The sequence below is a fragment of the Bifidobacterium sp. UTCIF-1 genome (assembly GCF_006408915.1).
In the GTDB taxonomy this organism is placed as follows: Bacteria; Actinomycetota; Actinomycetes; order Actinomycetales; family Bifidobacteriaceae; genus Bifidobacterium; species Bifidobacterium reuteri.
In genome coordinates this window covers 72876-99834 of sequence record NZ_JFAG01000004.1, presented here as the reverse complement: position 1 = coordinate 99834, position 26959 = coordinate 72876, and the positions used below count along the sequence as shown (strand labels likewise).

At 61.3% G+C, this 26959-nt stretch carries 18 protein-coding genes; 14 read left to right on the top strand and 4 right to left on the bottom strand.

The genetic code is table 11. The features are described from left to right. Positions 1-178 precede the first annotated feature (178 nt). From BW09_RS03010 to BW09_RS02945, 14 genes are all read left to right on the top strand, one after another. Positions 179-3730, top strand: coding sequence for an ATP-binding protein (locus BW09_RS03010; protein WP_044088241.1), 3552 nt, complete (start codon positions 179-181; stop codon positions 3728-3730). A 240-nt stretch (positions 3731-3970) separates the two neighbouring features. Then, positions 3971-6913 (top strand): excinuclease ABC subunit UvrA, encoded by a 2943-nt coding sequence (uvrA, locus tag BW09_RS03005; RefSeq protein ID WP_375137544.1) that lies wholly within the window; start codon positions 3971-3973, stop codon positions 6911-6913. 80 nt (positions 6914-6993) lie between these two features. Beyond that, complete coding sequence (uvrC, locus tag BW09_RS03000; RefSeq protein WP_140462747.1) at positions 6994-9273, top strand: excinuclease ABC subunit UvrC; 2280 nt, start codon at positions 6994-6996, stop codon at positions 9271-9273. A 75-nt stretch (positions 9274-9348) separates the two neighbouring features. Then, positions 9349-10323: a shikimate dehydrogenase gene (locus BW09_RS02995; RefSeq protein ID WP_044088237.1), complete on the top strand. Its 975-nt coding sequence runs from the start codon at positions 9349-9351 to the stop codon at positions 10321-10323. After that, on the top strand, positions 10323-11270 hold the full coding sequence (rapZ, locus tag BW09_RS02990) for an RNase adapter RapZ (RefSeq protein WP_044088236.1): 948 nt from the start codon (positions 10323-10325) through the stop codon (positions 11268-11270). Before BW09_RS02995 ends, rapZ begins: the two co-directional genes overlap by 1 nt. A 155-nt stretch (positions 11271-11425) precedes the next feature. Next, entirely contained in the window at positions 11426-12376 is a 951-nt protein-coding gene (gene whiA, locus BW09_RS02985; protein ID WP_044088235.1) for a DNA-binding protein WhiA, read from the top strand. Positions 12377-12518: 142 nt separating this feature from the next. After that, positions 12519-13724 carry a phosphoglycerate kinase gene (locus tag BW09_RS02980; protein WP_044088234.1) on the top strand — a complete coding sequence of 402 codons (1206 nt, stop codon included), beginning with the start codon at positions 12519-12521 and terminating at the stop codon, positions 13722-13724. 126 nt (positions 13725-13850) lie between these two features. Beyond that, positions 13851-14654, top strand: coding sequence for a triose-phosphate isomerase (gene tpiA, locus BW09_RS02975; RefSeq protein WP_140462746.1), 804 nt, complete (start codon positions 13851-13853; stop codon positions 14652-14654). Positions 14655-14717: 63 nt separating this feature from the next. Next, positions 14718-14966, top strand: a complete 249-nt coding sequence (gene secG / locus BW09_RS02970) for a preprotein translocase subunit SecG (RefSeq protein ID WP_044088232.1) — start codon at positions 14718-14720, stop codon at positions 14964-14966. Positions 14967-15098: 132 nt separating this feature from the next. Further along, positions 15099-16049, top strand: a complete 951-nt coding sequence (locus BW09_RS02965; protein WP_044088229.1) for an L-lactate dehydrogenase — start codon at positions 15099-15101, stop codon at positions 16047-16049. Next, complete coding sequence (locus tag BW09_RS02960) at positions 16046-16903, top strand: HAD family hydrolase (RefSeq protein ID WP_140462745.1); 858 nt, start codon at positions 16046-16048, stop codon at positions 16901-16903. The genes BW09_RS02965 and BW09_RS02960 overlap by 4 nt, the downstream gene beginning before the upstream one ends. A 5-nt stretch (positions 16904-16908) precedes the next feature. Then, positions 16909-17973: an ADP-ribosylglycohydrolase family protein gene (locus BW09_RS02955; protein WP_140462744.1), complete on the top strand. Its 1065-nt coding sequence runs from the start codon at positions 16909-16911 to the stop codon at positions 17971-17973. Then, on the top strand, positions 17970-18971 hold the full coding sequence (locus BW09_RS02950) for a PfkB family carbohydrate kinase (protein ID WP_140462743.1): 1002 nt from the start codon (positions 17970-17972) through the stop codon (positions 18969-18971). Before BW09_RS02955 ends, BW09_RS02950 begins: the two co-directional genes overlap by 4 nt. A 124-nt stretch (positions 18972-19095) precedes the next feature. Then, positions 19096-20664, top strand: a complete 1569-nt coding sequence (locus tag BW09_RS02945) for an aminotransferase class I/II-fold pyridoxal phosphate-dependent enzyme (protein ID WP_223847878.1) — start codon at positions 19096-19098, stop codon at positions 20662-20664. Between the two features lie 20 nt (positions 20665-20684). Here the strand turns inward: BW09_RS02945 and BW09_RS02940 are convergent, their stop codons facing one another. The 4 genes from BW09_RS02940 to tkt all read right to left on the bottom strand — a co-directional run bounded on the left by BW09_RS02940 (position 20685) and on the right by tkt (position 26840). Continuing rightward, entirely contained in the window at positions 20685-21800 is a 1116-nt protein-coding gene (locus BW09_RS02940) for a 5-methyltetrahydropteroyltriglutamate--homocysteine S-methyltransferase (protein ID WP_140464693.1), read from the bottom strand. Positions 21801-22006: 206 nt separating this feature from the next. Next, a complete protein-coding gene (gene brnQ, locus BW09_RS02935) occupies positions 22007-23404 on the bottom strand; it encodes a branched-chain amino acid transport system II carrier protein (RefSeq protein ID WP_081977821.1) in 1398 nt (465 codons plus the stop codon). Between the two features lie 141 nt (positions 23405-23545). Beyond that, positions 23546-24649, bottom strand: coding sequence for a transaldolase (gene tal, locus BW09_RS02930; protein ID WP_044088221.1), 1104 nt, complete (start codon positions 24647-24649; stop codon positions 23546-23548). Positions 24650-24731: 82 nt separating this feature from the next. Then, positions 24732-26840, bottom strand: coding sequence for a transketolase (gene tkt / locus BW09_RS02925; protein WP_044088220.1), 2109 nt, complete (start codon positions 26838-26840; stop codon positions 24732-24734). Positions 26841-26959: the final 119 nt, after the last annotated feature.

The window sequence follows — 26959 nt, the reverse complement described above, 5'->3', positions numbered from 1 at the left end:
ACGATGCTCCTGACGATGGGGAAGCCATGCCCGATGAGTCCCTGTTCGCCGAACCGCTGTTCGGAGCCACGAATAATGCCACGGATGGCTCCGGCGAAGACCATGCCCGCAATAGCGTCGAACAGACGGATGCCGACACCGGCGCATCCACCGACTCGGACAAGCAAGGGGAGTGACGATGCCATCCACTGAACTGCATATGATCGCCGACCGATGGATGATGACCAGCCGTCGACTCGTCAACTGGGGGTCCTACGAGGGATACCACGAATTCCGTCCTTCCACGGATTCCGCACTGCCCGTGACGCTGCTCGCCGGCGCCAGCGAATCCGGCAAATCCACATTGGTCGACGCACAGATATCGCTGCTGTACCCGACCGGAACCCCATTCAACAAGGCCTCGAACTCCGGGCGTTCCGAACGCAGCGATTACACATACCTGCGCGGCATGATCGGCGTGACCAGCACCGCCCACGGCGACGAGCCGGTGTATCTGCGCGGACGCGACTCGGCCACCGGCGCACCTCAGGCCGTCTGGGGCGCGATTGTGGACACGTACCGCAACCAGACCACCGGCCAAGTGCTGTCCTGCGCCAAATTCCTGTATCTGATGCCCGGAGACGGCCGCGGAGACATGCGCCGCCAGTACGCGGTATGGGGCAAACCCATCGATCCTAGGCTGATGGACCAATACCGAGAATCCCCCTTCACCCCCGCGCAATTGCGGGCGGCGTATCCCGAATGCCTGACCTTCCCCAGCGCGGAATCCTTCCACAGCCATATCTGGTCCGTCATGGGGTTGAGCGAGGAGGCCTGCCGCCTGCTGCACAAAATACAGTCCGCAGACGCCCCATCACGTCTGGACGACATCTTCAAACAAGGCGTGCTCGGCGTACCCGAGGCGCTGGACCTGTCACGAGCCACCGTGCACGACTATGAACGCTATGCCACGAACTTCCATGCCATGCAGGAGAAAACCGAACGCGTGGAGGCTCTGCACGGCATCCAGCGCGCGTATGACGATTACGCCAAGGCTCGTGGACGCGTACATATGTTCGACACCATCCGCCCGATAGGCACAGGCGCATCCGCATCGCTGCACGACTGGGCGACAGCACGCATGGGCGCGGAAGTCAGCGCACAGCTGCCCATCGACCGCGCCGAAGCGCAGGCTTACGAGACCGAAGCGCGCAACGCAAAACGGAAAGCGGAAAACCTGCAAAGCCGCATCGACATGATCCGCGGCCAGATGCAAGGCCTGGACGGCGGAACCCTCTCCCGACTCGAAATGGAACTGAACCAGACCCGACGCTCCTGCGAGGACGCCGAATCGAACCACGCCCGAATGGAACAGGTGTTCGAATCCGTCGGCGAACAGCTGCCCTCCACCGAACAGGCATGGAACGAGCGGCGCATTAACGCAGTGAACTTCAAACGGTCCTACGACGAACGCGCCACCCGATGCGAGGAACAGCTCACCGCAGCCATCAACGCCCGCGCGGACGCACGCAACGCGATGGAACGGCTGCAACATGACTACGACCGTCAGAAATCCCGTCGCACCCGCATCACCCAACAGATGGACGACAGCCGCGCCATGCTCGCACGCGCCACCGGTCTGTCGCCGGACGAACTGCCCTATGTGGCCGAACTCATGGATGTCCGGGAGACAGAGGAATCCTGGCGACTCGCGATGAACGTGGCCTATGCGCCCATCGCGCAAACCATCCTTGTGGATAAACGGCACGAACAGGGATTCGCCGCCAAGGTAAGCGCCATCGACCCGCATGCCATGACCCGCAGAACCTGGCAGTTCATCGACACCGAACGCGAATACGCCGACGAAGCCACGCAGACCGAAACAACATCGCGAACATCATCGCAGGAATGGCTCTCCGACAAACTGCGCTATCGCGAGGACTCACCGTTCACCGGATGGCTGCGCTCGCAAACCCGGTCCGAACGTCTCGACGCCCTGTGCGTGGACGCCATCGACGATGCCGATCGCGATACACGTCAGATACAGGAGGACGGCCAGATCAAATCCGGCTCACGCGGGCAGCACGGCGTCAAAGACCGTACGCCGATCATCGGTTTCGTCAACGAGGCGTATCTCGCCGAACTCGAAGTGCAGATCGAGCAGTCCTGTCAAGCCTTCCAACAGGCCAGCCGCCAGTACGACGACGCCAAACGCGAGTCGGAAACGCTGCACCGCAGGCTCGAGCTCGCCAACCAACTTGCGTACACCTCATGGGAGCGCATCGATGCGGCGGGCCAGCGCAAGGCCGTCGCCGATATCGAGGCGTCCATCGCCTCGATCAAGGAAGACCCCAAGCTCGCCGAGCTCGCCCACCGCAAAGACGAACTCACCGAGGAACTCGAAAGTGTGGAACACGAACGCATGAACGCCAGGCAGTTGGCGACCGCATGCGCGCAGGCCGTCGAGGCCGCGCTCATCTGGATGCAGCGTCACACCACCGACACGGATGATGGCGGGAAAGGCGACGCCCTCCCATCGGCGGCCGACCTGCCGGAGACGGCGGCGGCAGCGTTATCCGAAGCATATGAGAACCGGTTCGCCGGCATCGATGACCCCGCCCTTCGCGCACACATGATCATCGGAGCCGGAACGCCGGCGACCGGCGGGAAAGGAACCCAATCGCCTGCACCGTCCTTCGCCGAACGAATCATCGCCGGACTGTCCAACGACATCGGCACACGCATCGAGGCGCTCGAGGCGCAGGCCGACGCCGCCCGCACCACCGTGGAATCCAAGATGAGCAACTACATCGCCATCTGGGCGGCTGGGGACGATGCGCTTACGGCCAGTGTGGATGATTACCGGTACTATATGGATGAGCTCGCCAGCCTCTCCCAGCTGGCGGCGACCACGGCCACCGACGCCGAATACGAGCGGTGCCTCGACCAGCTGCTGATGAGCTTCCTGACCATCAAACGCGCCATCGACACCGATGCCGACGACATCCACGACCAACTGGATCGCATCAACGCCATGCTCAAGGGGCAGCAGTTCGGCCCCAAACACGGCAGCCTGTCCCTCCATGCCGATGTGCGCAGCCCCGAGAGCACGTTCTCCCGAGAGCTGCAACGCATCATCGCCAAGCTCAATGCATGGAAGACCGGCGGCAAGACCGCGGACGACCAGGCGCGGCGAGACGGCGCCCACAACGCCTTCGCCGCATGCGCCTCGATGATCACACTGCTGAAAGAGGAGCTTGCGGACGTCAAGGACGCCAACGGCATCAAGCAATACGGCGCCCACAATCTCGATCCGCGCTGCCGCTCCTCGTTCTACGCCATCGTGCATCATCAGGACGGCATGGACGAACGCATCACCTCCACGGGCGGGCGATCCGGCGGCGCGCTGCAGGAGCTCACGTCATTCGTCTATGGCGCCGCGCTGATCTATCTGCTTGGCGGCGGTATGGAGAACAGGCTCAAACCCTGTTACACCACATTGTTCCTGGATGAAGCCCTGATCAAGGCCGACGGGCGGTATACGCAACGCGCCCTCACCGTGCTGCCGCGCCTCGGATTCCAAGTCATCGTATCCGCGCCGGAAAGCAAGACCGGCGAAATCCTCGAAGTATCCACCAAAGCGTACGTCACCTACAAGGATCCCGACACCGGGCTCACGTGCTTGCGGGAAGCCACCGTGGACGACTACGACGACTCCTTCGCCGAGGAGCAGCCGCGCATCGGGGAGTGACCATCGACACGTTTCGAACGCCTGTTCGAAACGTGTCGTGGAATCGGGTATCCTGAATACGGATCAGACGCACGCGCGCCCACAACGACAAGGGTCGGCACCACGCGTGCGGACACATGGAATACGACGGAAGGCGGGACAGCGGTGGTGGCATCGCAGAATGGGGCACGGCATGCGACCGGGGGAACGACCTCGAAGACGGGCAAGGGGAGGAACGGCGAGGTCATTGTCGAAAAGGTGATGACCAGCGACTCGTTCCTCGCGCGCGAGATCAGGAAAGCCCCTCTCGTCGAACATGACGGCACGCTCGTCGCCGACATCTCGCATATCCCGAACGACCTCAAGATCACCATTCAAGGCGCACGCGAGCACAATCTCAAGAACGTCGACCTCGCGATCCCGCGCAATCGCATGGTCGTGTTCACCGGGTTGTCGGGCTCAGGAAAATCCTCACTCGCGTTCGACACCTTGTTCGCCGAAGGGCAGCGCCGGTACGTGGAATCGCTGTCCGCTTATGCACGTCAGTTCCTGGGGCAGATGGACAAGCCGGACGTCGATTTCATCGAAGGTCTGAGCCCCGCCGTCTCCATCGACCAGAAGACCACGAACCGCAACCCTCGCTCGACGGTCGGCACGATCACCGAGATCTACGATTATCTGCGACTGCTGTTCGCGCGCACAGGCATCCCGCATTGCCCCGAATGCGGCGAACCGGTGGCCTCCCAGACCCCGCAGCAGATCGTGGACACGCTGCTGGGATACCCGGAGCGCACACGTTTCCAAATCCTCGCCCCAGTGGTCAAAGGGCGTAAGGGCGAGTTCGTGGACATGCTCGAGCTGCTGCGCTCCGACGGCTACGCCCGTGCGCTCATCGACGGCGAGGTGAAGCAGCTCTCCGATGACATCAAGCTCGCCAAGCAGAAGAAGCACACCATCGAGGTGGTGGTTGATCGACTGGTCGTCAAAGACGGCATCCGCCAACGGCTGACCGATTCGGTGGAGACCGCGTTGAAGCTCGCCAACGGCAGCATCGTCATCGATTTCGTGGACGAGGAGGAAGGCTCCCCGGCACGCAGGCAGCCCTTCTCCGAGCACCGCAGCTGCCCGAACGGACATACGCTGGAGCTTGACGAAATAGAGCCCCGCACCTTCTCGTTCAATGCGCCATATGGGGCTTGCCCGGCCTGCACAGGCCTCGGTTTCAAGCTGGAGATCGACCCGGAACTCGTGATCTCCGACCCGGACAAGTCGCTGGCGGAAGGCGTCATCGAACCGTGGAGCGGCACGAAGATGACCTCCCAGTATTATGGCCACATCCTCGAAGGACTGGCGCGGGACATGGGCTTCTCGATGAAGACACCGTGGAAGGACCTGCCGGCGGATGTGAAGCATGACATCCTGTACGGCCATGATTTCAAGGTCGACGTCTCCTACCGCAACCGGTGGGGACGTCTGCGCGAGTACTCCACCGGGTTCGAAGGCGTGGTCCGCACGTTGATGCGCCGCCATGACGAGACCGACTCCCAATCCATGCGCGAATACTACGAATCCTACATGCGCGAAGTGCCCTGCCAGGTCTGCCATGGCCGAAGGCTCAAGCCCGAGGTTCTGGCGGTCACTGTGGACGGCAAGTCCATCTTCGATGTCTGCGACATGCCAGTAGTGCACGAACTCGCGTGGGTGAACGGCCTCAAACTCGAAGGTTCGGCGCAGATGATCGCCGGAGAGGTGCTGAAGGAAATCAAGGCGCGACTCGGATTCCTCAATGATGTCGGACTGGACTATCTGACGCTCTCGCGCGCCGCCGCCACACTCTCGGGTGGCGAGGCGCAGCGCATACGTCTGGCCACACAGATCGGATCCGGCCTGGTGGGCGTGATGTACGTGCTCGACGAGCCGTCCATCGGCCTGCATCAGCGGGACAACGAGCGTCTCATCGAGACCCTGCATCATCTTCGCGACCTCGGCAACACGCTCATCGTCGTCGAACACGACGAAGACACCATACGTCAGGCCGATTGGGTGGTGGACATCGGCCCCGGTGCCGGCGAGCACGGCGGCGAAGTCATCTATTCCGGCCCCGCCAAGCATCTCATCGAGGCGAAACGGTCCATCACCGGCGATTACATCGCGCACCGACGTGAGATCGCCGTTCCTGCACATCGCCGTAAAGTCCACAAGACCAGCATGCTCAAGGTGGTTGGCGCGCGGGAGAACAATCTCAAGAACATCAATGTGAGCTTCCCCCTCGGCGTATTCACCGTGGTCACCGGCGTCTCCGGTTCCGGCAAATCCTCACTGGTCAATACGATCCTCTACCCGGTGCTCGCCGACAAGCTCAACGGCGCCCGCATCGTGCCGGGCAAGCATACGCGCGTCGAAGGTGTCGATCAGGTGCGCAAGGTCATCCATGTGGACCAGAACCCCATCGGCCGGACCCCGCGTTCCAACCCCGCCACGTACACCGGCGTGTGGGACAAGATCCGCACGCTGTTCGCCAAGACACCTGAGGCGCAGGTGCGCGGCTACGGACCGGGACGCTTCAGCTTCAACGTCAAAGGCGGACGATGCGAAGCCTGCCACGGCGACGGCACACTGAAAATAGAGATGAACTTCCTGCCTGATGTCTACGTTGAATGCGAGACCTGCCACGGCAAACGCTACAACCGTGAGACCCTCGAAGTGACATACAACGGCAAGACCGTCTCCGACATCCTCGATATGCCCATCGAGGAGGCCGCCGATTTCTTCAAGGCATACACCGGCATCTCCCGGTATCTGAAGACCTTGGTGGACGTCGGCCTCGGCTACATCCGTCTGGGCCAGCCGGCACCCACACTGTCCGGCGGCGAATCGCAGCGTGTGAAGCTCGCCACCGAATTGCAGCGCAGATCCGACGGCAAGACCGTCTATATCCTCGACGAGCCGACCACCGGACTGCACTTCGAAGACGTCAACAAACTGCTCAAGGTGCTGCAGTCCCTGGTCGATAAAGGCAACACCGTGATCGTCATCGAACACAACCTCGACGTGATCAAGGGAGCCGACTGGCTGATCGATCTCGGCCCGGAAGGCGGTGACGGCGGCGGCACCATCGTCACCGAAGGCACACCCGAGCAGGTCGCCGAATGCGCGGACTCCTGGACCGGCCGCTTCCTCAAGCCGATGCTGGATCAGCGGTGACGTGATTGTGCTGCATGAGCATTCATGTCGAGTTGACCTTGGCCGGTAGCGTCATCTGTTCGTAGGATAGGAGGAGGATTATGACGAACGATATTGAACGGCATAGTCCCGATGAGTGGCGAAAGACCGCTGCAGCATTGCAGTCGCGAAACAGTGGCCAATCCTCCACAGATGAAGCTATGGTGAACGTCAACGGGGCTCCTCTGCTGGGCGATTCCCGCGATCTGTTCCGTCCGAAGACCTCGGACATTCCAGCCAAACCGGGCGTATACAAATGGCGTGACGGGGAGGGACGCGTCATCTACGTCGGCAAGGCGAAGAACCTGCGCAACAGGCTCACCAATTACTTCCAGCCGCTGTACCTGCTACATCCACGCACACAGACCATGGTGCTTACGGCACGAAGCCTGGAGTGGACCGTCGTGGCCACCGAACTCGAGTCACTGACGCTCGAATACACGTGGATCAAGGAATTCGACCCGCGATTCAACATCCAGTTCCGCGACGACAAGACCTATCCGTATCTCGCGGTCAGCACGGGGGAGCGAATTCCCCGCGTGTGGGTCACCCGGTCGCGCAAACGGCGGGATACCAGATATTTCGGACCCTATGCCAAGGTGTGGGAATTAAGGCATAGCGTCGACAGGCTGTTGAAGACCTTCCCCGTGCGTACCTGCACCGCCAACGTGTTCCATAAGGCGCAATTGACCGGCCGTCCTTGCTTGTTCGCGTCAATAGGCAAATGTTCTGCGCCATGTGTGCAACGTATCGGCCCCGAGGAGCATCGACGGCTTGTCGAACAGCTGGTGGGCGTGATGACCGGCCGCCTTGGCCGCTCATATATCGCACAGCTCACCCGGGAGATGAAGGAGGCCAGCGCCGAACTGGAATTCGAACAGGCGGCCCGGCTGCGCGACCAGATCCAGATGCTGGAAACCGTAGTGCAGCAGAACGCCGTCGTGTTCGATCAGGATGTGGACGCCGACGTGTTCGGCTTCGCCAGCGACGAACTCGAGGCATCGGTCCATGCCTTCTACGTACGTGCCGGGTCCATCCGCGGAGAACGCAATTGGAGCGTCGAACGTGTGGAGGATATCGCCGATGCGGATCTGATGGCCGACCTCATCGTTCAGGTGTATTCCGACGCCGCCGCCGCTCGCAACGCCACCACTGGCGGCGCAGCCATCTCGGAGCGGCGCGAAGCCATCGGCTCGACACAGACCATCACCGCCACCGACGCCACAGCCCGTGCGCAAGCCACCCGCGAGCGCAACAGTAGGCAGGAGACCACGGGACGCATTGACCTGCTCGCCCCCATAGCTCCCGTACCGCGTGAAATCATCGTGCCCATCGAACCATCGCGTCGCCAGGAGCTTGAAACATGGCTGTCCGGACAACGCGGAGGAGCGGTGACCATCCGCGTCGCCTCGCGCGGCGACAAGAGACAGCTCATGGACCGCGCCAACGAGAACGCCAGCCAGGCGCTGCAGCGTGCCAAGATGAGCCGCATCTCGGATATGGGCGCCCGCACCCAGGCGATGAACGATGTGGCGAAGGCGCTTGGCATGAGCGAAGCTCCCCTGCGCATCGAATGCTACGACATCTCCAACACCGTCGGCGGGGCGTTCCAGGTGGCGTCGATGGTGGTGTTCGAAGACGCCATCGCGAAGAAATCCGAATACCGTCGGTTCGCCATCCGCGGCAAGGACGGCCAGGGCGCGGTCGACGATTTGTCGGCGTTGTACGAAACCCTGACGAGACGATTCCGGCATGGCAATATCGCCGGCGATTCAGGCGAGAGCATCGACGCCGAGCAGCGGGTGGCTCACGAGACGGCGGCGATGGATATGGGCACCGGCGACGCCAAGCGCGACGACGCGGCGGATGTCATCCAGCAGAACACCGACCGACGCCATTTCGCCTACAAGCCCAATCTCGTCGTGGTAGACGGTGGGCATCCGCAGGTCATGGCCGCGGCCAGGGCGCTTGCGGATTGCGGCGTGGATGATGTGGCCGTATGCGGCTTGGCCAAACGCCTTGAAGAGGTGTGGGTTCCGGACGACGATTACCCGATCATCCTCAAACGCCAATCCGAAGGCATGTATCTGTTGCAACGTGTCCGGGATGAATCGCACCGGTTCGCCATCACCTACCACCGCCAGCAGCGCCGCAAGGGCGCTCTGCGCAGCGCGCTCGACGAGATTCCCGGCATCGGAGCCAGCTATCAGAAACGACTGCTCAACCATTTCGGTTCGGTCAAAGCCATGCGCGAAGCCGATATCGAGGATTTCATGCAGGTCAAAGGCATCGGGCAGGCCAAAGCGGAAGCGCTGTACCAGGCTTTGCATGCCGCCCAATAGCATGAACGATCATGTCGGCTGACGGCATCTGCCCATGATGTCGGCTAGCATAGGAACAGTTGAAGAGGAGGGGACATGATCAACCATCGCTGTGCGGTGCTCGGCAAGCCCATCGCGCATTCGCTCTCGCCCGTGCTGCACAATGCGGCATACGCATCACTCGGATTGCATGATTGGGCGTATGGCAGGCATGAGGTGGGCGAGGACGATCTTGACGGATTCCTCAAGAACCTCGACCCCACATGGGCCGGGCTCAGTCTGACCATGCCGCTGAAACGGACCATCCAGCCGTATGGCAGGCCGACGAACCTGTGGGCGCGAGAGTTGAAGGTGGCCAACACCGCCATATTCGACTGGTCGCATCCCGTCGATGACCCGCAGTGGGCGCATGGCAGGCCGGAGATCAGACTGTTCAACACCGATGTCATCGGCATACAATTGGCGTTCGACCATGCCAATCGGGAACTCGGCCTGCATCACCGCCCCGACCGCGCCGGCACGGCATTGATTATCGGCAACGGCAACACCGCCACATCCGCGGTCGCCGCCTGTTGCATGATGCAGGAGATCGGCCACATCACTGTGGCCTCCCGTCACCCCGGGAAGAACGCCGCGCTGCGTCCCTTGGCGAGCAAATATCTCACTGGCCACGCCCCCTATGAGGAAATCGATATGGCGGATGACCGGAGGCTGACGGCCACCGCTCAGGGGGCTACGTACGTGATCAACACCATTCCCGGACATGCAGCTGACGGCATCGCCTCCATGCTCGATGAGACCATGCACGCCGCGTCGGATTCCGGCCTCTTGCTTGACGTGGTATACGATCCCCGACCCACCAGGTTGATGAATGCGTGGCGCGATCATGGCGGTCATGCCATCGGCGGTGAGGAAATGCTGCTGTATCAGGCTCTGATTCAAGTGCTGCTGATGACAGGAATCTGGGACAACGACCCGCCCAGCGACGCCGACAATCGTATTCAAGACACCACCACCGAGGACGATCAACTTGAGATAGCGATGCGCAACGCATTGGAGGAGGCACTGTGATGGATCAGCAGGCTGTACATGACGCCGGACAGGAGTCCGGTACGCCGACCGCTAACCGTCCCACTCCGGCCGACGCGTTCGAGGTACTGCTCATCACAGGCATGTCCGGGGCGGGGCGTTCGCGTGCCGCCGGCACTATGGAGGACATGGGATGGTATGTGGTCGACAACCTGCCGCCCAAGCTGCTCGTGCCACTGGTCGATATGATGACCACCTCCGGGTCCGACAGCGGCATCCACAAACTCGCCGCGGTGATTGACGTCAGGTCCCGCAGCTATTTCGATGATTTGTCCGCCGTGCTCAGCCATTTGGACGACCTCGGCGTGAAGACGCGGATCCTGTTCCTGGATGCCAGTGACGCCGTGCTGATCAAACGATATGAATCCGTGCGCCGTCCGCATCCGCTCCAGCACGGCAATCGGCTGATCGACGGCATCCTCGAAGAACGGCATCTGCTCGCCAATCTGAAGGAGCGCGCGGATTGGGTGATCGATACGAGCGCGTTGAGCATCCATCAGCTGTCCACCAAACTGTATGAGACGATGCTCGGGTCAGGCCCCACCACCGTCGCCGTGCATATCTTCAGTTTCGGGTTCAAATACGGCACACCCATCGACGCCGATTTCGTGGCCGATGTTCGTTTTCTGCCCAATCCTTTCTGGGTGCCCAGCCTGCGTGAACTCACCGGACATGACAAACCGGTCGCCGACTACGTGCTGTCCAGCAAAGGCGCCGTGGAATTCCTTGACGCCTATGAGAAGGCCATCGAGACCGCACTTGAGGGATATGCACGTGAAGACAAGCATTTCGTGACCATCGCCATAGGATGTACCGGCGGACAGCATCGCTCGGTGGCCATGAGCGAGGAGCTCGCACGAAGATTGCGCATGCACGGCCTTGATGTCACCGTCTCCGCAAGAGAACAGCATGATCGCCGCTCATCATGAGTGATCACACTGCGAGAAGACGGTGGCCAAAAACCATATCGAACGGGTTTAAATGTCCACGAGATTAGGTATCACGGTAACCCGATGGTTGTCGACGTGCGATGGCACGATGCAGCAGAAGCATTGAGAAGAACGAGACTGTAGGAGGTTGGATCTTGGCTCTTCTGGACGATGTCAAAAGCGAGTTGGCAGCTTTTGATGGCGATTCGCCAGCCGCAATCAAAGCCCAGGCGGCGGCCATGATTCGATTCGGCGGCGGACTTCACCGCATAAAGAACTCATACATAATCCAATTCGAATGCGCCTCGCTCGCGGCGGCCGAGTGGTTGCGAGACACGTTGAAGAACGTGTTCGGCCACGAGTCTGAAATCAAGCATCTGACCCGTCAGGCGCCGAACGGCCCGATGAAGACCTACGTGGTGTTTGTCACCCGCAACGTAGTCGCCTTGGCGTTGCAGACCGGCCTCGTCGATAGGCGCAAACAGCAGGTTCAGGGGCTTCCCGCCGAAGTGGTCAATGGTTCCATCGCTCAGATCAAGGCCGCCTGGCGTGGCGCGTTCCTGGCCCGAGGCTTCCTTTCCGAACCGGGCAAGGCGAGTTTCCTAGAGATTGCATGCCCGTCCGAAGAGGCGGCCATGGCATTGTGTGGCGTGGCGCGTCGTCTGGGCATTCAGGCCAAGCACCGCACGCTGCGCAGTTCCGAGCGCGTTACGTTGAGGGACCCCGATGCCATCGAGCGCATGCTCAAGCTGATGGGCGCCACCCGCTCGGCGAGGGAATGGACCGGGAAGCGATCCGATGGCGAGGCCAGGGGCAAGGCGAATCGCCTGGCGAATTTCGACGACGCCAATATGCGCCGCAGCGCCAAGGCCGCCGCAGAAGCCAGCATCAAAGTGCAGCACGCGTTCGAAGTACTCGGTGACAACATCCCCGAGAATCTGAGGCAAGCCGGCCAGCTGCGTGTCGACCATGTGGACAAGAGCCTCGAAGAGCTCGGCAAGATCGCCGAGCCTCAGATCACGAAGGACGCCATCGCGGGCCGAATTCGCCGGCTGCTCCAGCTGGCCGAGAAAACCGAGAAAGCGCGTGCGGCGGAAGGAAAATAGCTCTTCCCGCCCACTGTGCCAGTGAATTGACCACACCGCATTCGCCCTGCGAGGCAATGCGGTGTTTTGTTCTCAAAAGCCTGTATTATGCGAATTGGCAAAACTGGCCACTTTGGCGTCGAACGTCAAGGAAAGGATATTCATGAAGACACTCAAGGATCTTGGAGATCTCAAGGGTAAGCGCGTTCTGATGCGTGCTGATTTCAATGTTCCGCTGGACGGCACCACGATCACCGATGATGGTCGTATCAAGGCGGCCCTGCCGACCATCAAGACCTTGCGCGAAGAAGGCGCCAAGGTCATCCTGATGGCCCACCTCGGCCGTCCGAAGGGCAAGGTCGTCCCCGAGCTGAGCCTGGCTCCGGTCGCAGCGCGACTCGGCGAGCTGCTTGGCATCACTGTGCCGCTGGCCAAGGACACCTACGGCGAGGACGCTCAGGCCAAGGTCGCCGCCATGAACGATGGCGACGTCGTGCTGCTCGAGAACGTCCGCTTCAACCCGGAGGAGACCAGCAAGGATCCAGCCGTGCGCGCCCCGTACGCCCAGAAGATCGCCGCACTCGGCGAGGTCTTCGTCTCCGATGGCTTCGGTGTCGTCCACCGCGCCCAGGGCTCCGACTACGACGTGGCCGCCGATTTGCCGGCCGCCGCAGGCCTGCTGGTCGAGAAGGAAGTCAAGGCCCTCTCCAAGGCCACCGAGAACCCGGAGCGTCCGTTCACCGTGGTGCTTGGCGGCTCCAAGGTCTCCGACAAGCTCGGCGTGATCGAGAACCTGCTTGACAAGGCCAACCGCCTGGTCATCGGCGGCGGTATGGTGTTCACCTTCCTCAAGGCCAAGGGCTACGAGGTCGGCACCTCCCTGCTCGAAGAGGATCAGCTCTACAAGGTCAAGGGCTACATCGAAACCGCTGAGAAGAACGGCGTCGAACTGGTCCTTCCGACCGATATCGTCGTGAACCCCGGCTTCCCGGCCGGCGATACCCCGGTCGCCCCGGAGGTTGTCGCCGCTGACGCCATCCCGGCCGACAAGATGGGCCTGGACATCGGCCCGGAGTCCCAGAAGCTCTTCCACGACAAGATCGTCGACTCCAAGACCGTCGTGTGGAACGGCCCGATGGGCGTGTTCGAGATTCCGGAGTTCGCAGCCGGCACCAAGGCTGTGGCCCAGGGTCTGGTCGACGCGACCGCAGCCGGCGCCTTCACCATCGTGGGCGGCGGCGACTCCGCTTCCGCGGTCCGCAACCTCGGCTTCCCGGAGGATGGCTTCTCGCACATCTCCACAGGTGGTGGCGCTTCCCTCGAGTTCCTTGAGGGCAAGGAGCTGCCGGGTCTGAAGGTACTCGAGTAGTCGAGCCGTAAAGCAACCAGCCCGAAGGGCTGATTACAGGCGAAGGGGCGGCGACAGCCGCCTTTTCGCTTCGTGGGTCTCCCTCTGCATGAGGGGCCCACGCTCCACAGCATAAGAAGGGGAATCATGGCGTCCAAGCGCATTCCGTTGGTGGCAGGCAATTGGAAGATGAACTTCAACCATCTGGAAGCCACATATTTCGTGCAGAAACTGGTCTGGCTGCTGCGCGACGCGCATTTCGACTTCAAACGGTGCGAGGTCGCCCTGTTCCCCTCCTTCACCTCATTGCGCAGCGTGCAGGTGCTTGTCGAAGCGGACAAGCTGCGCATCAACTATGGCGCGCAATCCGTATCCGTGACCAATCAGGGTGCGTTCACCGGTGATGTGTCGGCGGATATGCTGGCCAGTCTCGGTTGCACCTACGTCATCGTCGGTCATTCGGAACGGCGCAAATATCATCCTGAGGATGATGCGAACATCGTCGATCAGGTTCGCGCCGTGCTCGCGGCGGGGATGCAGCCGATCCTCTGCGTGGGCGAGAGCTTTGAAGAACGCCGCCAGGGCATCGAGCTCGATTTCGCAGTAGGGCAGGTGCATGATGTCACCCGCGACCTGAACACCGACGAAGCCGCCAAGCTCATCGTCGCCTATGAGCCGGTGTGGGCCATCGGCACGGGAATGGTGGCCACACCGCAGACAGCGCAGGAGGCCGCCAACGCCATTCGCGACGATCTCAGATCCACGTTCGATGGGCATGTCGCCGATACCGTGCGCATCCTCTATGGCGGTTCCGTCACCTCGAAGAACGCCGCAGAGCTTATCTCCCAGCCGGATGTGGACGGATTCCTGATCGGTGGCGCTTCGCTCAACGCCGAGGAATTGACAAAAATCGCACGCCTTACGTTGAAAAGCACAAATTTCCGGTCATGATGCCGCGTTTTTCTTCCATATGCGCTATGCTGTTCTTCAGTTCGTTCAAACCGGAGGTACCTAGTGACCGCTCTTAAGATCACGCTAGAAGTCATTGTCGTCTTGCTCAGCTGCCTGCTGACGCTGCTCATCCTTATGCACAAGGGCAAGGGCGGCGGCCTGTCCGACATGTTCGGCGGTGGTCTGACGCAGAACGCGGGCACGTCCGGTGTCGCTGAAAAGAACCTGAATCGTTGGACCGTTGTCATCGCCCTGATCTGGGTTGCTCTGATTATCGGCCTTGACATGATGACGAAGTTCAACATCGGCTGAACATCGTGTAGACATAATGCGACCCATGATCGAATACGATCATGGGTCGCATTCGTTTTCGATATCTTGAGCCATACGGCACCGCCATTTCATAAGCCACGTTGCATAAACACAAGTACGAACAGGACAAATATGGTTACGATGAACCGCAACAAAGTCGTTATCGTCGGCACCGGTCAAGTGGGATCCACTGCCGCATACGCGATAGTCACGCATGGTCTGTGCAATGAGCTGGTGCTTATCGATCATTTCCCGGCAAAGGCGGTGGCGGAGGCGCATGACCTCGACGACGGCAGCGAGTTCCAGGACCGTCATGTCAAGGTGCATGCCGGAGACTACGGCGATTGCAAGGATGCCGACATAGTCGTGATCACCGTGGGGCGCAAGCCGCCGACCAACTCGAATCGAATGGCGGAACTCGGCTTCACGGTCGGTCTCGTGGGAGACGTGGTCGATCATGTGATGGCGTCCGGGTTCAACGGCGTCATCGTCATGGTCTCCAATCCGGTCGATGTCATGGCATGGTATGCATGGAAACGTTCCGGTTTGCCGCGTTCGCAAGTGATCGGTACCGGCACCGCCCTCGACACATCCCGTCTCAAGACCATCATCGGCGAGGAGACCGGATTGGATCCGCGTAACGTGGGCGGTTTCGTAATGGGCGAGCATGGCGACTCCCAGTTCACCGCATGGTCCACAGTATCCCTCGGCGGCAAGCCATTCGCCCGATTCCTCGCCGACAATCACGATCGATTCTCCTCGGTGTCCACAGCGGAAATCGAACACAAGACCCGAACCCGGGGTGATGAGATCGTCGCGGCAAAGCATGGCACCAATTACGGCATCGCCTCCACGGTATCCGGCATCGTACAGACCATTCTGTGGGATGAACGACGCATCGTGCCTGTATCCACATTGCTGGACGGCGAATACGGTGAACATGACGTGTTTCTCGGCGTGCCCACCGAACTGCGGGCGAATGGCGCCAACGAGATCGTCGAACTCGACCTGACCGGCGAGGAGCATGCCAAGCTCCATCATTCCGCCGAACTGGTACGCGACCACTGCAAAGGACTGCTGTGACTGAACCCCTGACCACCAACCCCAAACTGCTCGTCGCCGATTTGGATGGCACGCTGCTGCATGACGCAGCAGTATTTGAAGACAGGTCCATCACTCAGCGCAGCATCGAAGCCATCAACCGCGCCCATGACGCCGGATACCTGTTCGCCATCGCCACCGCCCGTCCGGTCAGTACAGGGTTGAGGTTTGCGCAGATGCTGCCGGCCGATGCTGTGGTGTATCTGAATGGTGCGCTGATTGATTTCGCACCGGGACAATCCGATTTCGCATCATTGACCTCGCCCGCAGCGGACGACGATCCCGATCTGGTCAAAATCGGCTTCCCGTCCGAACGGGCCTGCGAAGTATGCCGCATGATGCTCGAGCACATGCCTGGATTGCAATGCGGCATCGTGATGAACGATGTGCGATACACCAACTTCGATGTCCGTCAGTACTGGAAAACCCAGGAATTCCGCTATACGAACTTCCAAGTCGAGCCGAATGGCAATGTTCCTGTCGGAATAGCCGACAAAATCACCGTTTTCCCGGACAAGAGCCAGTGGGATACACTGCGCACATTGATTCCCGACGATTTCACCGTCTCCATCAGCGAGGGCGTGATGTGGATGCTGATGAACCCTCAGGCCAGCAAGGAGCACGCACTCACCATCCTGTGCGATCGTCTGGGGGTGGAGCCGGAGGACACGGTGGCTTTCGGCGACGACCTTATCGACATCAACATGATGCGCGCCGCGGGCAGGGGAGTGGCAGTGGCGAACGCCAATCCCAAGGTGCTGGATATTGCGGACGAAGTCTGCCCGTCGAATAACGACGATGGCGTGGCCCAATGGATTGAGGCGCGTCTACAGTAAGAAACATGGATAACAGTCTGCTGCAGCGCCGCGCCTATGGTGCGCTGGCTGGTCTCGCCATCGGGGATGCGATGGGCATGCCCACGCAAAGCATGTCTCCCGACCAAATCCGCGCCGAGTATGGCGTCAAGGCCATACGTACGTTCGTGGATGCGTCACCGAACCAGCCGATAGCACCGAGCATGCCGGCTGGAAGCATCACCGACGACACGGAACAGGCGTTGCTGCTGGCAAACCAGCTCATCGCCGGGCACGGCGAGCTCGACATCTATCGGTATGCGCAGTCCCTGCTCGATTGGGAGTCGGCGATGAAGGCAAAAGGCTCCTTGGACCTGTTGGGACCGTCCACCAAGAACGCATTGGCACTGTTCAAGGCGGGCGTGGATGTTGCGACGACCGGCATCGCGGGGACCACGAACGGCGGCGCCATGCGATCATGCCCCATCGGCATCGCCGATCGTCCAAACCCGCATCTGGCCGAAATCGCACGTCGCTCGTCCGTCGTGACGCATAACACCAAGCAGGGCATCGAATCCACGATGCTCATCGCCGCGACAGTCAGCTATGCGTTGGACGGTGCCGAGGCGCGTGAGGCGATGCTGTTGGCATGCAATTATGTGACTGCTTATCTGGCCATGAACCGCTTCGAGGGAAGGATCATTGGCCATTGGACACCGAAGGCCTCGGTGATCGCCCGCACCCGCTGGGCCATCAATTGGGCGCAGGAGCATGCCGGAGAACATGCCGGCGACATATATGACCATGACATGTTCGCCAATCAGCTGCGGGCGGTCATCGGCACCAGCGTCGAGGCGAACGAATCCGTACCTGCGGCGTTCGCCATCGCCACACGCTATGCCGAACGTCCGTTCGATGCCATCTGCGTGGCCGCGAATCTCGGCGGCGACACCGACACCATCGCGGCCATGGTCGGTGCCATGCTCGGCGCCGCACATGGCGTGCAGGCATTCCCCGAATCAATGGTCTATACCGTGCAGGAGGTCAATGGACTTGATCTCGCCGGAATGGCCGACGCCTTGTTGCATGTGGATGAAAGGCTGCAAGCATGAAAACCGAAGCCAACGGCGAGTCCTTGGGCGCCACCACGACGGGATCGTCCAGTGAAGGTCGGGTCATCAGCCTGGGACAGATGCTCGTCGATTTAACGATGCGCATCGACAAGGTGCCTGAACCTGGTGGTGACGCTTTCGCCGATAAAGCCGTGGCACAGGTGGGGTCAAGCTTCAACATTCTCCATGCCGTACGGCAGATGGGCGTGCGTGCGGCGCATGGCGGCATCATCGGTACGGGACCATGGGCCAATCAGATACGACATGCATTGTCCGATGACGGCATCGAGCATATCGGTCTGACAGATCGCACCCGGGATTCCGGCATCTGCATCGCCATGACCGACGCACGGGCCGAACGCACTTTCGTCACTGTGCGAGGCGCCGAGACACAGGGCGACGTACATTGCTTCGATGGGATTGAACCCGCTGACGACGATATCGTGCATATCAATGGATATACGTTCGCCCACCCTACTTCCCGCGGATTGCTGGCCTTCCTGCAGCGATACCGTGAGCATCGGTTCACCACGGTATTCGATCCATCCTCAGTGGCGGCCGGTTCGGAGGATCGACTCTTGGATGCCATTGTGGCCCATAGACCGATCTGGTCATGCAACTATGAGGAGTCATTGGCATTGGCTCGGCGCATGGGATTGTCCGGCGATGCCCTGCACGAGGCAAAGGATACGTGCGCGGCACTCAGCAAGCGACTCCTGGCCCCGGTGATCCTGCGGTCAGGCGCATCCGGCGCCTGGCTATGCGCCGCACCAGGCGAGCCGGCGGAACTGGTGCCTTCTCATCACGTACATGCCGTCGATACGAATGGCGCCGGCGACTGTCACGTAGGCGTGATGAGCGCTGAACTGATCCGAGGCGCTTCACTCGTGGATGCCGTCCGTGTCGCCAATGTGGCCGCAGCGGTTTCGGTGACACGCCGGGGGCCTGCCACATGCCCGTCACGTGGCGAAATCAGTTCCCTGTTGCCATCGAAGTGAGTAGCAAGACATACCGCGATTCCCGTATGTTCAATGGAACACACTAGGAATTGAACTTATTTTGAACCGGGCGTATGCTTTGAACCGTTGTTCAATATAAATTGAACTCAGGTTTGGAGGCATGATGAGCGTATCGGTGTTTGCAGAGCGTCTTCGCAATGCGATGACCAGTAGGGGATTGAAACAGATCGACCTGGTTCATGCCGCGGAGCGCCAAGCCGTGAAAATGGGCAAAAGCCACATCAGCCAGTATGTGGCGGGAAAGACCATGCCCCGTGAGGACGTACTGGAGTTTCTGGCCAATGAACTAGACGTGGACGTCAACTGGCTGCGCGGCGCATCCAGCACGCCCGACATCGTTGGATCGGCGCAACCGGTGACGGCCGCTTCAGATGCAGACAGCCATAGCGACTCGGCCACGCCCATGCCATCCAATCCTGCAACTCCGTCGGAATCCGAGATTCCGGCCGGCCGTCGACGCACATTCGGCAAATCCCACAAGCTTGACAACGTGCTCTACGATGTGCGCGGACCTGTGGTGGACGAGGCGGCACGCATGGAGGCGGACGGCACCCACATCCTCAAATTGAACATCGGCAACCCCGCGCCGTTCGGCTTCCGCACACCGGACGAGGTCGTCTACGACATGGCGCATCAGCTGACCGACACCGAAGGCTACTCTCCGTCCAAGGGCCTGTTCTCTGCGCGCAAGGCCATCATGCAGTACGCGCAGCTCAAGAACCTGCCGAACGTGACCATCGACGACATCTACACCGGCAACGGCGTCAGCGAGCTCATCAACCTGTGCATGTCCGCGCTGTTGGATGACGGTGACGAGGTGCTCATCCCGAGCCCGGATTATCCGCTGTGGACCGCCTGCGTGAACCTTGCCGGCGGCACCGCCGTGCATTACGTATGCGACGAGCAGTCCGAATGGTATCCGGACATCGACGACATCCGCGTCAAGATCACCGACCGTACGGTTGCCATCGTGCTCATCAATCCGAACAACCCCACCGGCGCACTGTATCCGAAGGAAGTGCTCCAGCAGATCGTGGATATCGCGCGCGAGCATCAGCTGATGATCTTCTCCGATGAGATCTACGACCGCTTGGTCATGGACGGACTGAAGCACATCTCCATCGCCTCGCTTGCGCCGGACCTGTTCTGCGTCACGTTCTCGGGCCTGTCCAAGTCCCATATGATCGCCGGCTACCGCGTCGGATGGATGGTGCTGTCCGGCAACAAGCGCATCGCCAAGGACTATATCGAAGGCCTCAATATGCTGGCCAACATGCGCATCTGCTCCAATGTTCCCGCACAATCCATCGTGCAGACGGCACTTGGCGGACACCAGAGCGTCAATGACTACATCGTGCCCGGGGGACGACTGTATGAGCAACGCGAATTCATCTACAACGCCATTAACGCGATCCCCGGTCTGACCGCCGTCAAACCGAAGGCCGCGTTCTACATCTTCCCGAAGATCGACGTCAAGAAGTTCAATATCCGCGACGACGAACAGTTCGCCCTCGACCTGCTTCACGACGAGCGTATCCTGATCACCCGCGGCGGTGGATTCAACTGGGGCGAACCCGATCATTTCCGCATCGTCTATCTGCCTCGTATCGAGGTGCTCAAGGACGCCACCAACAAGATCGCCGACTTCTTCAGCTACTACTGGCAGGCATGAAACCGTTCATGCGCAACCGGTCAGCGATCCGCCCACACCTCTTCGGCTATGGAACGGGCCAGAGCGATCTTGGCCCACTGCTGGTCTTCGGTCAGATGGTTGCCTTCCTCGGTGGAGGCGAACCCGCACTGCGTGGACAGGCACAGGCGCTCCAGCGGCACATACTGCGCCGCCTCGGCGATGCGGGCCTTGATGGTCTCGGGGTCCTCGAGCTCCGGCTTCTTCGACGTGATGAGGCCAAGCACCACCTGCTTGCCGTCTGAGACCTTGGCAAGGGGTTCGAAGTCACCGGAACGGTCGTCGTCGAACTCCAGATAGTAGGCGGCCACGTTCTCCTCGCCGAACAGCACATCCGCCACTTGGCCGTATCCGCCGGCGGAGAACCACTGCGACTGATAGTTGCCGCGGCAGATATGCGTGGTGACCACCATGTCGTCCGGCACTGCGGCGATCACCGCGTTGTTCACCGCCGCATACTGGCGCTGCACGGTCTTGGCGTCGACGCCGAACACGGTGTCCTTGAAGTCCTCGGACACGAACGCGCCCCATGTGCAGTCATCGAACTGCAGCGTGCGGCAGCCCGCTTCGTACAGGTCATGAGCCACCTGGATGTAGGCGTTGGCAATCACCTCGGCCAGAGCGTCATTGTCCTTGTACGGGTTGTTCGCGTCCTCGGCGATGCCCTGCTGCAGCACGAACAGCGTCTGCGCGGGGGAGGGGACGGTCTGCTTGGCGCGGGTGTTGTCATCCTCGAGCGCCTTGACGAACCGGTAATGCTCCACGAATGGGTGGTGTTCGCCGCTGATCTCGCCGTCCACTCCGGCCGCCTCGACCACGGCCGTGCCATCGGAGCCCTTGAACTGGATGGGAGCCGTGCCGCGCTTGACACCCTGCAGATTCCACATGAAATCAAGATGCCAATAGGCACGACGGAACTCGCCATCCGTGATCGCATGCAGTCCCGCCGCCTTCTGCTTGGCCACCAGATCCACGATGGCCTTGTCCTCCACGGACTTCAACGCATCGGCGTCGATGCGGCCCGCCTCGAAGTCGGCGCGGGCGGCCTTGAGCTCGGCGGGACGTAGATAGCTGCCCACCACATCCGCACGGAACGGCGCGTTCTTCGCATAGGTCATAGTCGTTCGTCTCCTTTGAACTGTTGGTATGAACCAGACCCATCAGAATCCGGCTCGTTCGTTCCAGTCAGCCGCTCCGACGATCGCCCTCGTGACAGCGTCATATGAAACGGCATATGTGACGTACCTTACCCGAATACTCCGCGGTGTGCCTTCGTTCATCTCACCAACAATCCCGACCATTCCACCAACCTGACTGCCGAACGTTAGGCCCGACCGTGAACCCGTCCGTCGGCGGCACCACGGACGAACGAATCAATCACGCCGATCGCAATACCTAGAGCAGCCGGGACCAGCCAGCCGAGCTGATAGGACTGCAGCGGCAACAGTCCCAATACTGCAGCGAGCCACGGCAGCGAGCCGCCGAACACCTGCACCAACGATTCGATACAGCCCAGTACCGCCACAATGCCGACCAGCAGAACGGTCCAGAAGTACACGCGCGGGAAGCGTTCACCGAACACATGATGGGTCAGGGCCAGTAGCACCAGCACGATGGCCATCGGATACAGGGCGGAGAGCACTGGCACGGACACCTTGATGATCGCGCTCAGTCCGGCGTTCGACACCACGAAGCTGAACACGGTGAACAGCACCTGCCAGGTGCGGTAGCTCACCTTCCGGCCGGCGACGGTGGGGAACTTCGCATGGAAATAGGTGGCGCATGTGCAAATCAGCCCAGTGCACACATTCAGGCATGCGATGACGAACACCAGACCGAGGAACACCGTGCCGCCCGCGCCGAACACCGAGGACGTGAGGTTGGTGAGCACCGTGGCGCCCGTGTCCGTCGCGGGATCGATTGAGGCAATTGCACCGGAGACCACGCCCACATAGGCGAGTGCGCCATAGATCAGCACCAGCAGCACGCCGGTGCCGAGGCCCGCGAACGCCGTCTCGCGTTGCACCTGCACCTCGTCGTCCACCTGCTGCGCGCGGATGTTCGCCGAGATCACGATGCCGAAGTACAGGGCGGCCAGCAGATCCATGGTCTGATAGCCGTCGAGGAAGCCGCGAGCCAGCTGATTGGACGCATAGTCGCCCATCGGCTTGGCCGGTGTGCCGATGCCATGCACCAGGCAGGACACGAACAGGGCGGCGATAAGGACGAGCAGCAGCGGGCCCATGAAACGGCCCAGTACTTTGGAGAGCTTTTCGGGATGCTGGGCGAAGGCGAACGCCAGTGCGAAGAACACGAACGAGTAGATGAGTCGTGCAATCCAAACGGAACCGTTCGGCGTGAACGGGGCGACCATCATCTCGAATGAGGTGGTGGCTGTGCGGGGGATGGCGAAGCACGGGCCGATGGTCAGGATGATGGCGACTCCCAGGAACAGTGCGAACCTGGGGGAGACGCGGATGGCCAGTTTGTCGAAGCCTCCAGCGAACGTCACCGCCATCACGCCAAGAATCGGCAGGCCCACTGCCGAGACTATGAACCCGATGGCCGCGGGCACCGCGGCGGAACCGGCCTGAGCGCCCACGAACGGCGGGAAAATCAGGTTTCCAGCCCCGAAGAACATCGAAAAGAATGTGAAGGTCATCGCCAACCGCTGGCGTACATCCAGACGGCGTGTATTCAACTGGCGTGCGTTCGATTGCATGGCGGACATCCTCTTCTCGCGTGTTTGTGATTCGTGCGCACTCCACCATACGCATTGAGGCTCCCGACCGTGGGGTCGGGAGCCTCAATGGTTCAGCTATTCAGCCGATATATGGACACGCGATGCGCAACTGAAGGAATCTCAGGCGTTCACACGGTCGATGCCGGACTGCACGTCGGCGAGCACGGAATCCCAGGACTTGATGAAGGCGGCGACACCGTCGGCCTCCAGCTTGTCGGTGACATCCTTGAGGTTGATGCCCAGCTCAGCCAGCTTGTTGATGATGGCGTGGGACTCCTCGTAGGTGCCCTCGATGGACGGAGCGCCGTTGCCGTGGTCGGCCAGGGCGTTCAGGGTCTTCTCCGGCATGGTGTTGACGATGTGCTTGGCAACCAGCTCGTCCACGTACTTGCAGTCGGAGTAAGCCGGGTTCTTGGTGCCGGTGGAGGCCCACAGCGGACGCTGGACCTTGGCGCCCTTGGCAGCCAGGTCGGCCCAACGCGGATCCTCGGCGAACTTCTTCTCGAACAGCTCGTAGGCCAGACGGGCGTTGGCCACGGCGGCCTTGCCCTCGAGGGCCTTGGCCTCGTCGGAGCCGTTGGCTTCCAGCAGCTTGTCCACGGCGGTGTCCACGCGGGAGACGAAGAAGGAAGCGACGGAGCCGATGTGCTTGAGGTCGTGGCCGTTGGCAGCGGCCTGGGCGATGCCCTCGATGTAGGCGTCGATGACCTGCTCGTAGCGCTCCAGCGAGAAGATCAGGGTGACGTTCACGGAGATGCCCTTGGCCAGGGTGGCGGTGATGGCCGGCAGGCCTTCGAGGGTCGCCGGGATCTTGATCATGGCGTTCGGGCGGTTGACCTTCTCCCAGAGCTCAACAGCCTGCTTCTCGGTGGCTTCGGTCTCGTGGGCCAGACGCGGGTCGACCTCGATGGAGACACGGCCGTCGACGAAGTCGGTGGCCTCGGCGATCTCGCGGAAGATGTCGGTGGCGTTGCGCACATCGGTGGTGGTGAGCTCACGCACGGCGGTCTCGACGTCGACCTTGCCGAGCTCCTTGAGCTGCTCGTCGTACGGGCCGACCTGGCTCAGGGCCTTCTGGAAGATGGACGGGTTAGTGGTCACACCGACAACGTTCTTGTTGGCGATGAGGTCCTGCAGGGAGCCGGACTCGATGCGGGAGCGGGACAGGTCGTCCAGCCAGATGGAAACGCCGTTGTCGGACGTGCGCTGAGTTGCTTCAGTCATATTGTTTTTCTCCTTGTTTGAGGCTTCCCTCGTAACGAGGGAAGCCAACAGTTTGTTGAATTATCTGGTGATGATCAGATGATCACTTGGCGGCGGCGACTTCGGCCAGAGATGCCTCGGCGGCTTCGACCACGTGCTCGGCGGTGATGCCGAGGTCGATCATGTTCTGTGCGCCGTTGCCCTGCAGGCCGAACTGCTCGATGGAGACGGGCTTGCCGTAGGAGCCGAGGTACTTGTACCACGGCATCGCAACGCCGGCCTCGACGGAGACACGGGCCTTGACGGCGGCCGGAAGCACGGCCTCCTTGTACTCGGCGTCCTGCTCCTCGAACCATTCCATGGAAGGAACGGAGACCACGCGGGCCTTGATGTTCTTCTCAGCCAGGGTCTTGGCGGCGGAGACGGCCCACTGGACCTCGGAGCCGGAAGCCATGAGGATGACGTCCGGGGTGCCTTCGGTGTCGACGAGCACGTAAGCGCCCTTCTTGACGCCTTCCTTGGCCTTGGCGGCGGTCTCGGCGAGGGTCGGCACACCCTGACGGGTCAGCACCATGGCGCCCGGCAGCGTGTTCTTCTTCTCGAAGAAGTAACGGTAGGCCTCAGCGGTCTCGAAGGCATCGGCAGGACGGATGACCTCGAGCTGCGGGATGGCGCGGAAGGAGGCGAGGTGCTCGACCGGCTGGTGGGTCGGGCCGTCTTCGCCCACGGCCACGGAGTCGTGGGTCCACACGTACAGGTTCGGGATCTCCATGAGTGCGGCCAGACGGACGGCGGAGCGCTCGTAGTCGGAGAACATGAAGAAGGTGCCGCCGAACGGACGGGTGTGGGAGCCCAGCAGGATGCCGTTGGTGATGCAGCCCATGGTGAACTCGCGCACGCCGAAGTGCAGCTGGCGACCGAACTCGTTGCAGTTCGGCCACTGAACGGTGGCGCACTCGGCCGGAGCGAAGGTGGCGGCGCCCTTGAGATCGGTCTTGTTGGAGCCACCGAGGTCGGCGGAGCCGCCCCAGAGCTCAGGCATGACAGCGGCGATGGCGTTGAGCACGGAACCAGAGGCGCCACGGGTGGCGACACCCTTGCCGACCTCGAAGGTGGCCTCGAGATCGTCGATGGCCTTGTCGAAGTCCTCAGGCAGCTTGCCGGCCTTGATGCGGTCGTACAGGGCGGCCTTGTCCGGGTAGGCCTTGCGCCAAGCGTCGAACTTCTCGTCCCATTCCTTGTGGGCCTCGAGGCCGCGCTCGGCGACCTTGCGGGCGTGGGCGAGAGCTTCCTCGTCGACGTGGAAGGATTCCTCCGGGTCGTAGCCGAGGATCTTCTTGAGGCCGGCGACGGCCTCGGCGCCCAGCTTGGAGCCGTGGGAGGACGGATCGTTGGTCTTGCCCGGGGTCGGCCATGCGATCAGGGAGTGGACCTTGATGAGCTTCGGCTGGTCCGGAGCGGCGGCCTCGGCCTTGGCGATCACGTCGGCCAGGCCTTCGATGTCCTCCTTGTAGGAGCCATCGGGCTGGATGAAGCTGAATTCGTCGGTGTACCAGCCATAGGCCTGGAAGCGCTTGAGCACGTCCTCGGCCAGCACCAGGTTGGTGTCGCCTTCGATCTGGATGCGGTTGGCGTCGAAGATCACGGTCAGGTTGCCGAGCTTCTGGTTGGCGGCCAGAGCGGCGGCCTCGCCGGAGATGCCTTCCTCGATGTCACCCTCGCCGCAGATGGCCCAGATCTTGTGGTAGAACGGGGAGTCTTCCTTCGGGGTCTCCGGGTCGAGCAGGCCGCGCTGGAAACGCTCGCCGTAGGCGAAGCCGATGGCGGAGGCGAAGCCCTGGCCCAGCGGGCCGGTGGTCATTTCGATGCCCGGGGTCAGGCCGTACTCAGGGTGGCCCGGGGTGCGGGTGTCGGCGCCGCCGCGGAAGTGCTTGAGGTCGTCCAGGGTCACACCGTAGCCGGAGAAGTACAGCTGGACGTACTGGGTGAGGGAGGCGTGGCCACCGGAAAGAATGAAGCGATCGCGGCCTTCCCAGTTGGGATCGTTGGGATCATGCTTGATGAAGTGCTGGTACAGGGTGTAGGCAACAGGCGCCAGGGAGATGGGGGAACCGGGGTGGCCGGAACCAGCCTTCTCAACCGCGTCAGCCGAAAGGACCTTTGCCATCTTGATGGCACGCTCGTCGAGCTCGGTCTCCTTGAATTCGGTCATGGATTTACTTTCCTTCCAATTGGTCGGGCCGCGTATCCGGCTTGTGCCGGGCGCATGACGCCCTCACATTGCGTTTTCCATGCTAGCGTCGCAAGACGACGTTTGTGGTGCATATTTGG

What these genes read in the sequence shown, in the direction of transcription:
- BW09_RS03010 (WP_044088241.1), top strand. Translation starts at nt 179, where the DNA reads ATGCCATCCACTGAACTGCATATGATCGCCGACCGATGGATGATGACC.
- uvrA (WP_375137544.1), top strand. Translation starts at nt 3,971, where the DNA reads ATGACCAGCGACTCGTTCCTCGCGCGCGAGATCAGGAAAGCCCCTCTC.
- uvrC (WP_140462747.1), top strand. Translation starts at nt 6,994, where the DNA reads ATGACGAACGATATTGAACGGCATAGTCCCGATGAGTGGCGAAAGACC.
- BW09_RS02995 (WP_044088237.1), top strand. Translation starts at nt 9,349, where the DNA reads ATGATCAACCATCGCTGTGCGGTGCTCGGCAAGCCCATCGCGCATTCG.
- rapZ (WP_044088236.1), top strand. Translation starts at nt 10,323, where the DNA reads ATGGATCAGCAGGCTGTACATGACGCCGGACAGGAGTCCGGTACGCCG.
- BW09_RS02980 (WP_044088234.1), top strand. Translation starts at nt 12,519, where the DNA reads ATGAAGACACTCAAGGATCTTGGAGATCTCAAGGGTAAGCGCGTTCTG.
- tpiA (WP_140462746.1), top strand. Translation starts at nt 13,851, where the DNA reads ATGGCGTCCAAGCGCATTCCGTTGGTGGCAGGCAATTGGAAGATGAAC.
- BW09_RS02965 (WP_044088229.1), top strand. Translation starts at nt 15,099, where the DNA reads ATGGTTACGATGAACCGCAACAAAGTCGTTATCGTCGGCACCGGTCAA.
- BW09_RS02955 (WP_140462744.1), top strand. Translation starts at nt 16,909, where the DNA reads ATGGATAACAGTCTGCTGCAGCGCCGCGCCTATGGTGCGCTGGCTGGT.
- BW09_RS02950 (WP_140462743.1), top strand. Translation starts at nt 17,970, where the DNA reads ATGAAAACCGAAGCCAACGGCGAGTCCTTGGGCGCCACCACGACGGGA.
- BW09_RS02945 (WP_223847878.1), top strand. Translation starts at nt 19,096, where the DNA reads ATGAGCGTATCGGTGTTTGCAGAGCGTCTTCGCAATGCGATGACCAGT.
- BW09_RS02940 (WP_140464693.1), bottom strand. Translation starts at nt 21,800, where the DNA reads ATGACCTATGCGAAGAACGCGCCGTTCCGTGCGGATGTGGTGGGCAGC.
- brnQ (WP_081977821.1), bottom strand. Translation starts at nt 23,404, where the DNA reads ATGCAATCGAACGCACGCCAGTTGAATACACGCCGTCTGGATGTACGC.
- tal (WP_044088221.1), bottom strand. Translation starts at nt 24,649, where the DNA reads ATGACTGAAGCAACTCAGCGCACGTCCGACAACGGCGTTTCCATCTGG.
- tkt (WP_044088220.1), bottom strand. Translation starts at nt 26,840, where the DNA reads ATGACCGAATTCAAGGAGACCGAGCTCGACGAGCGTGCCATCAAGATG.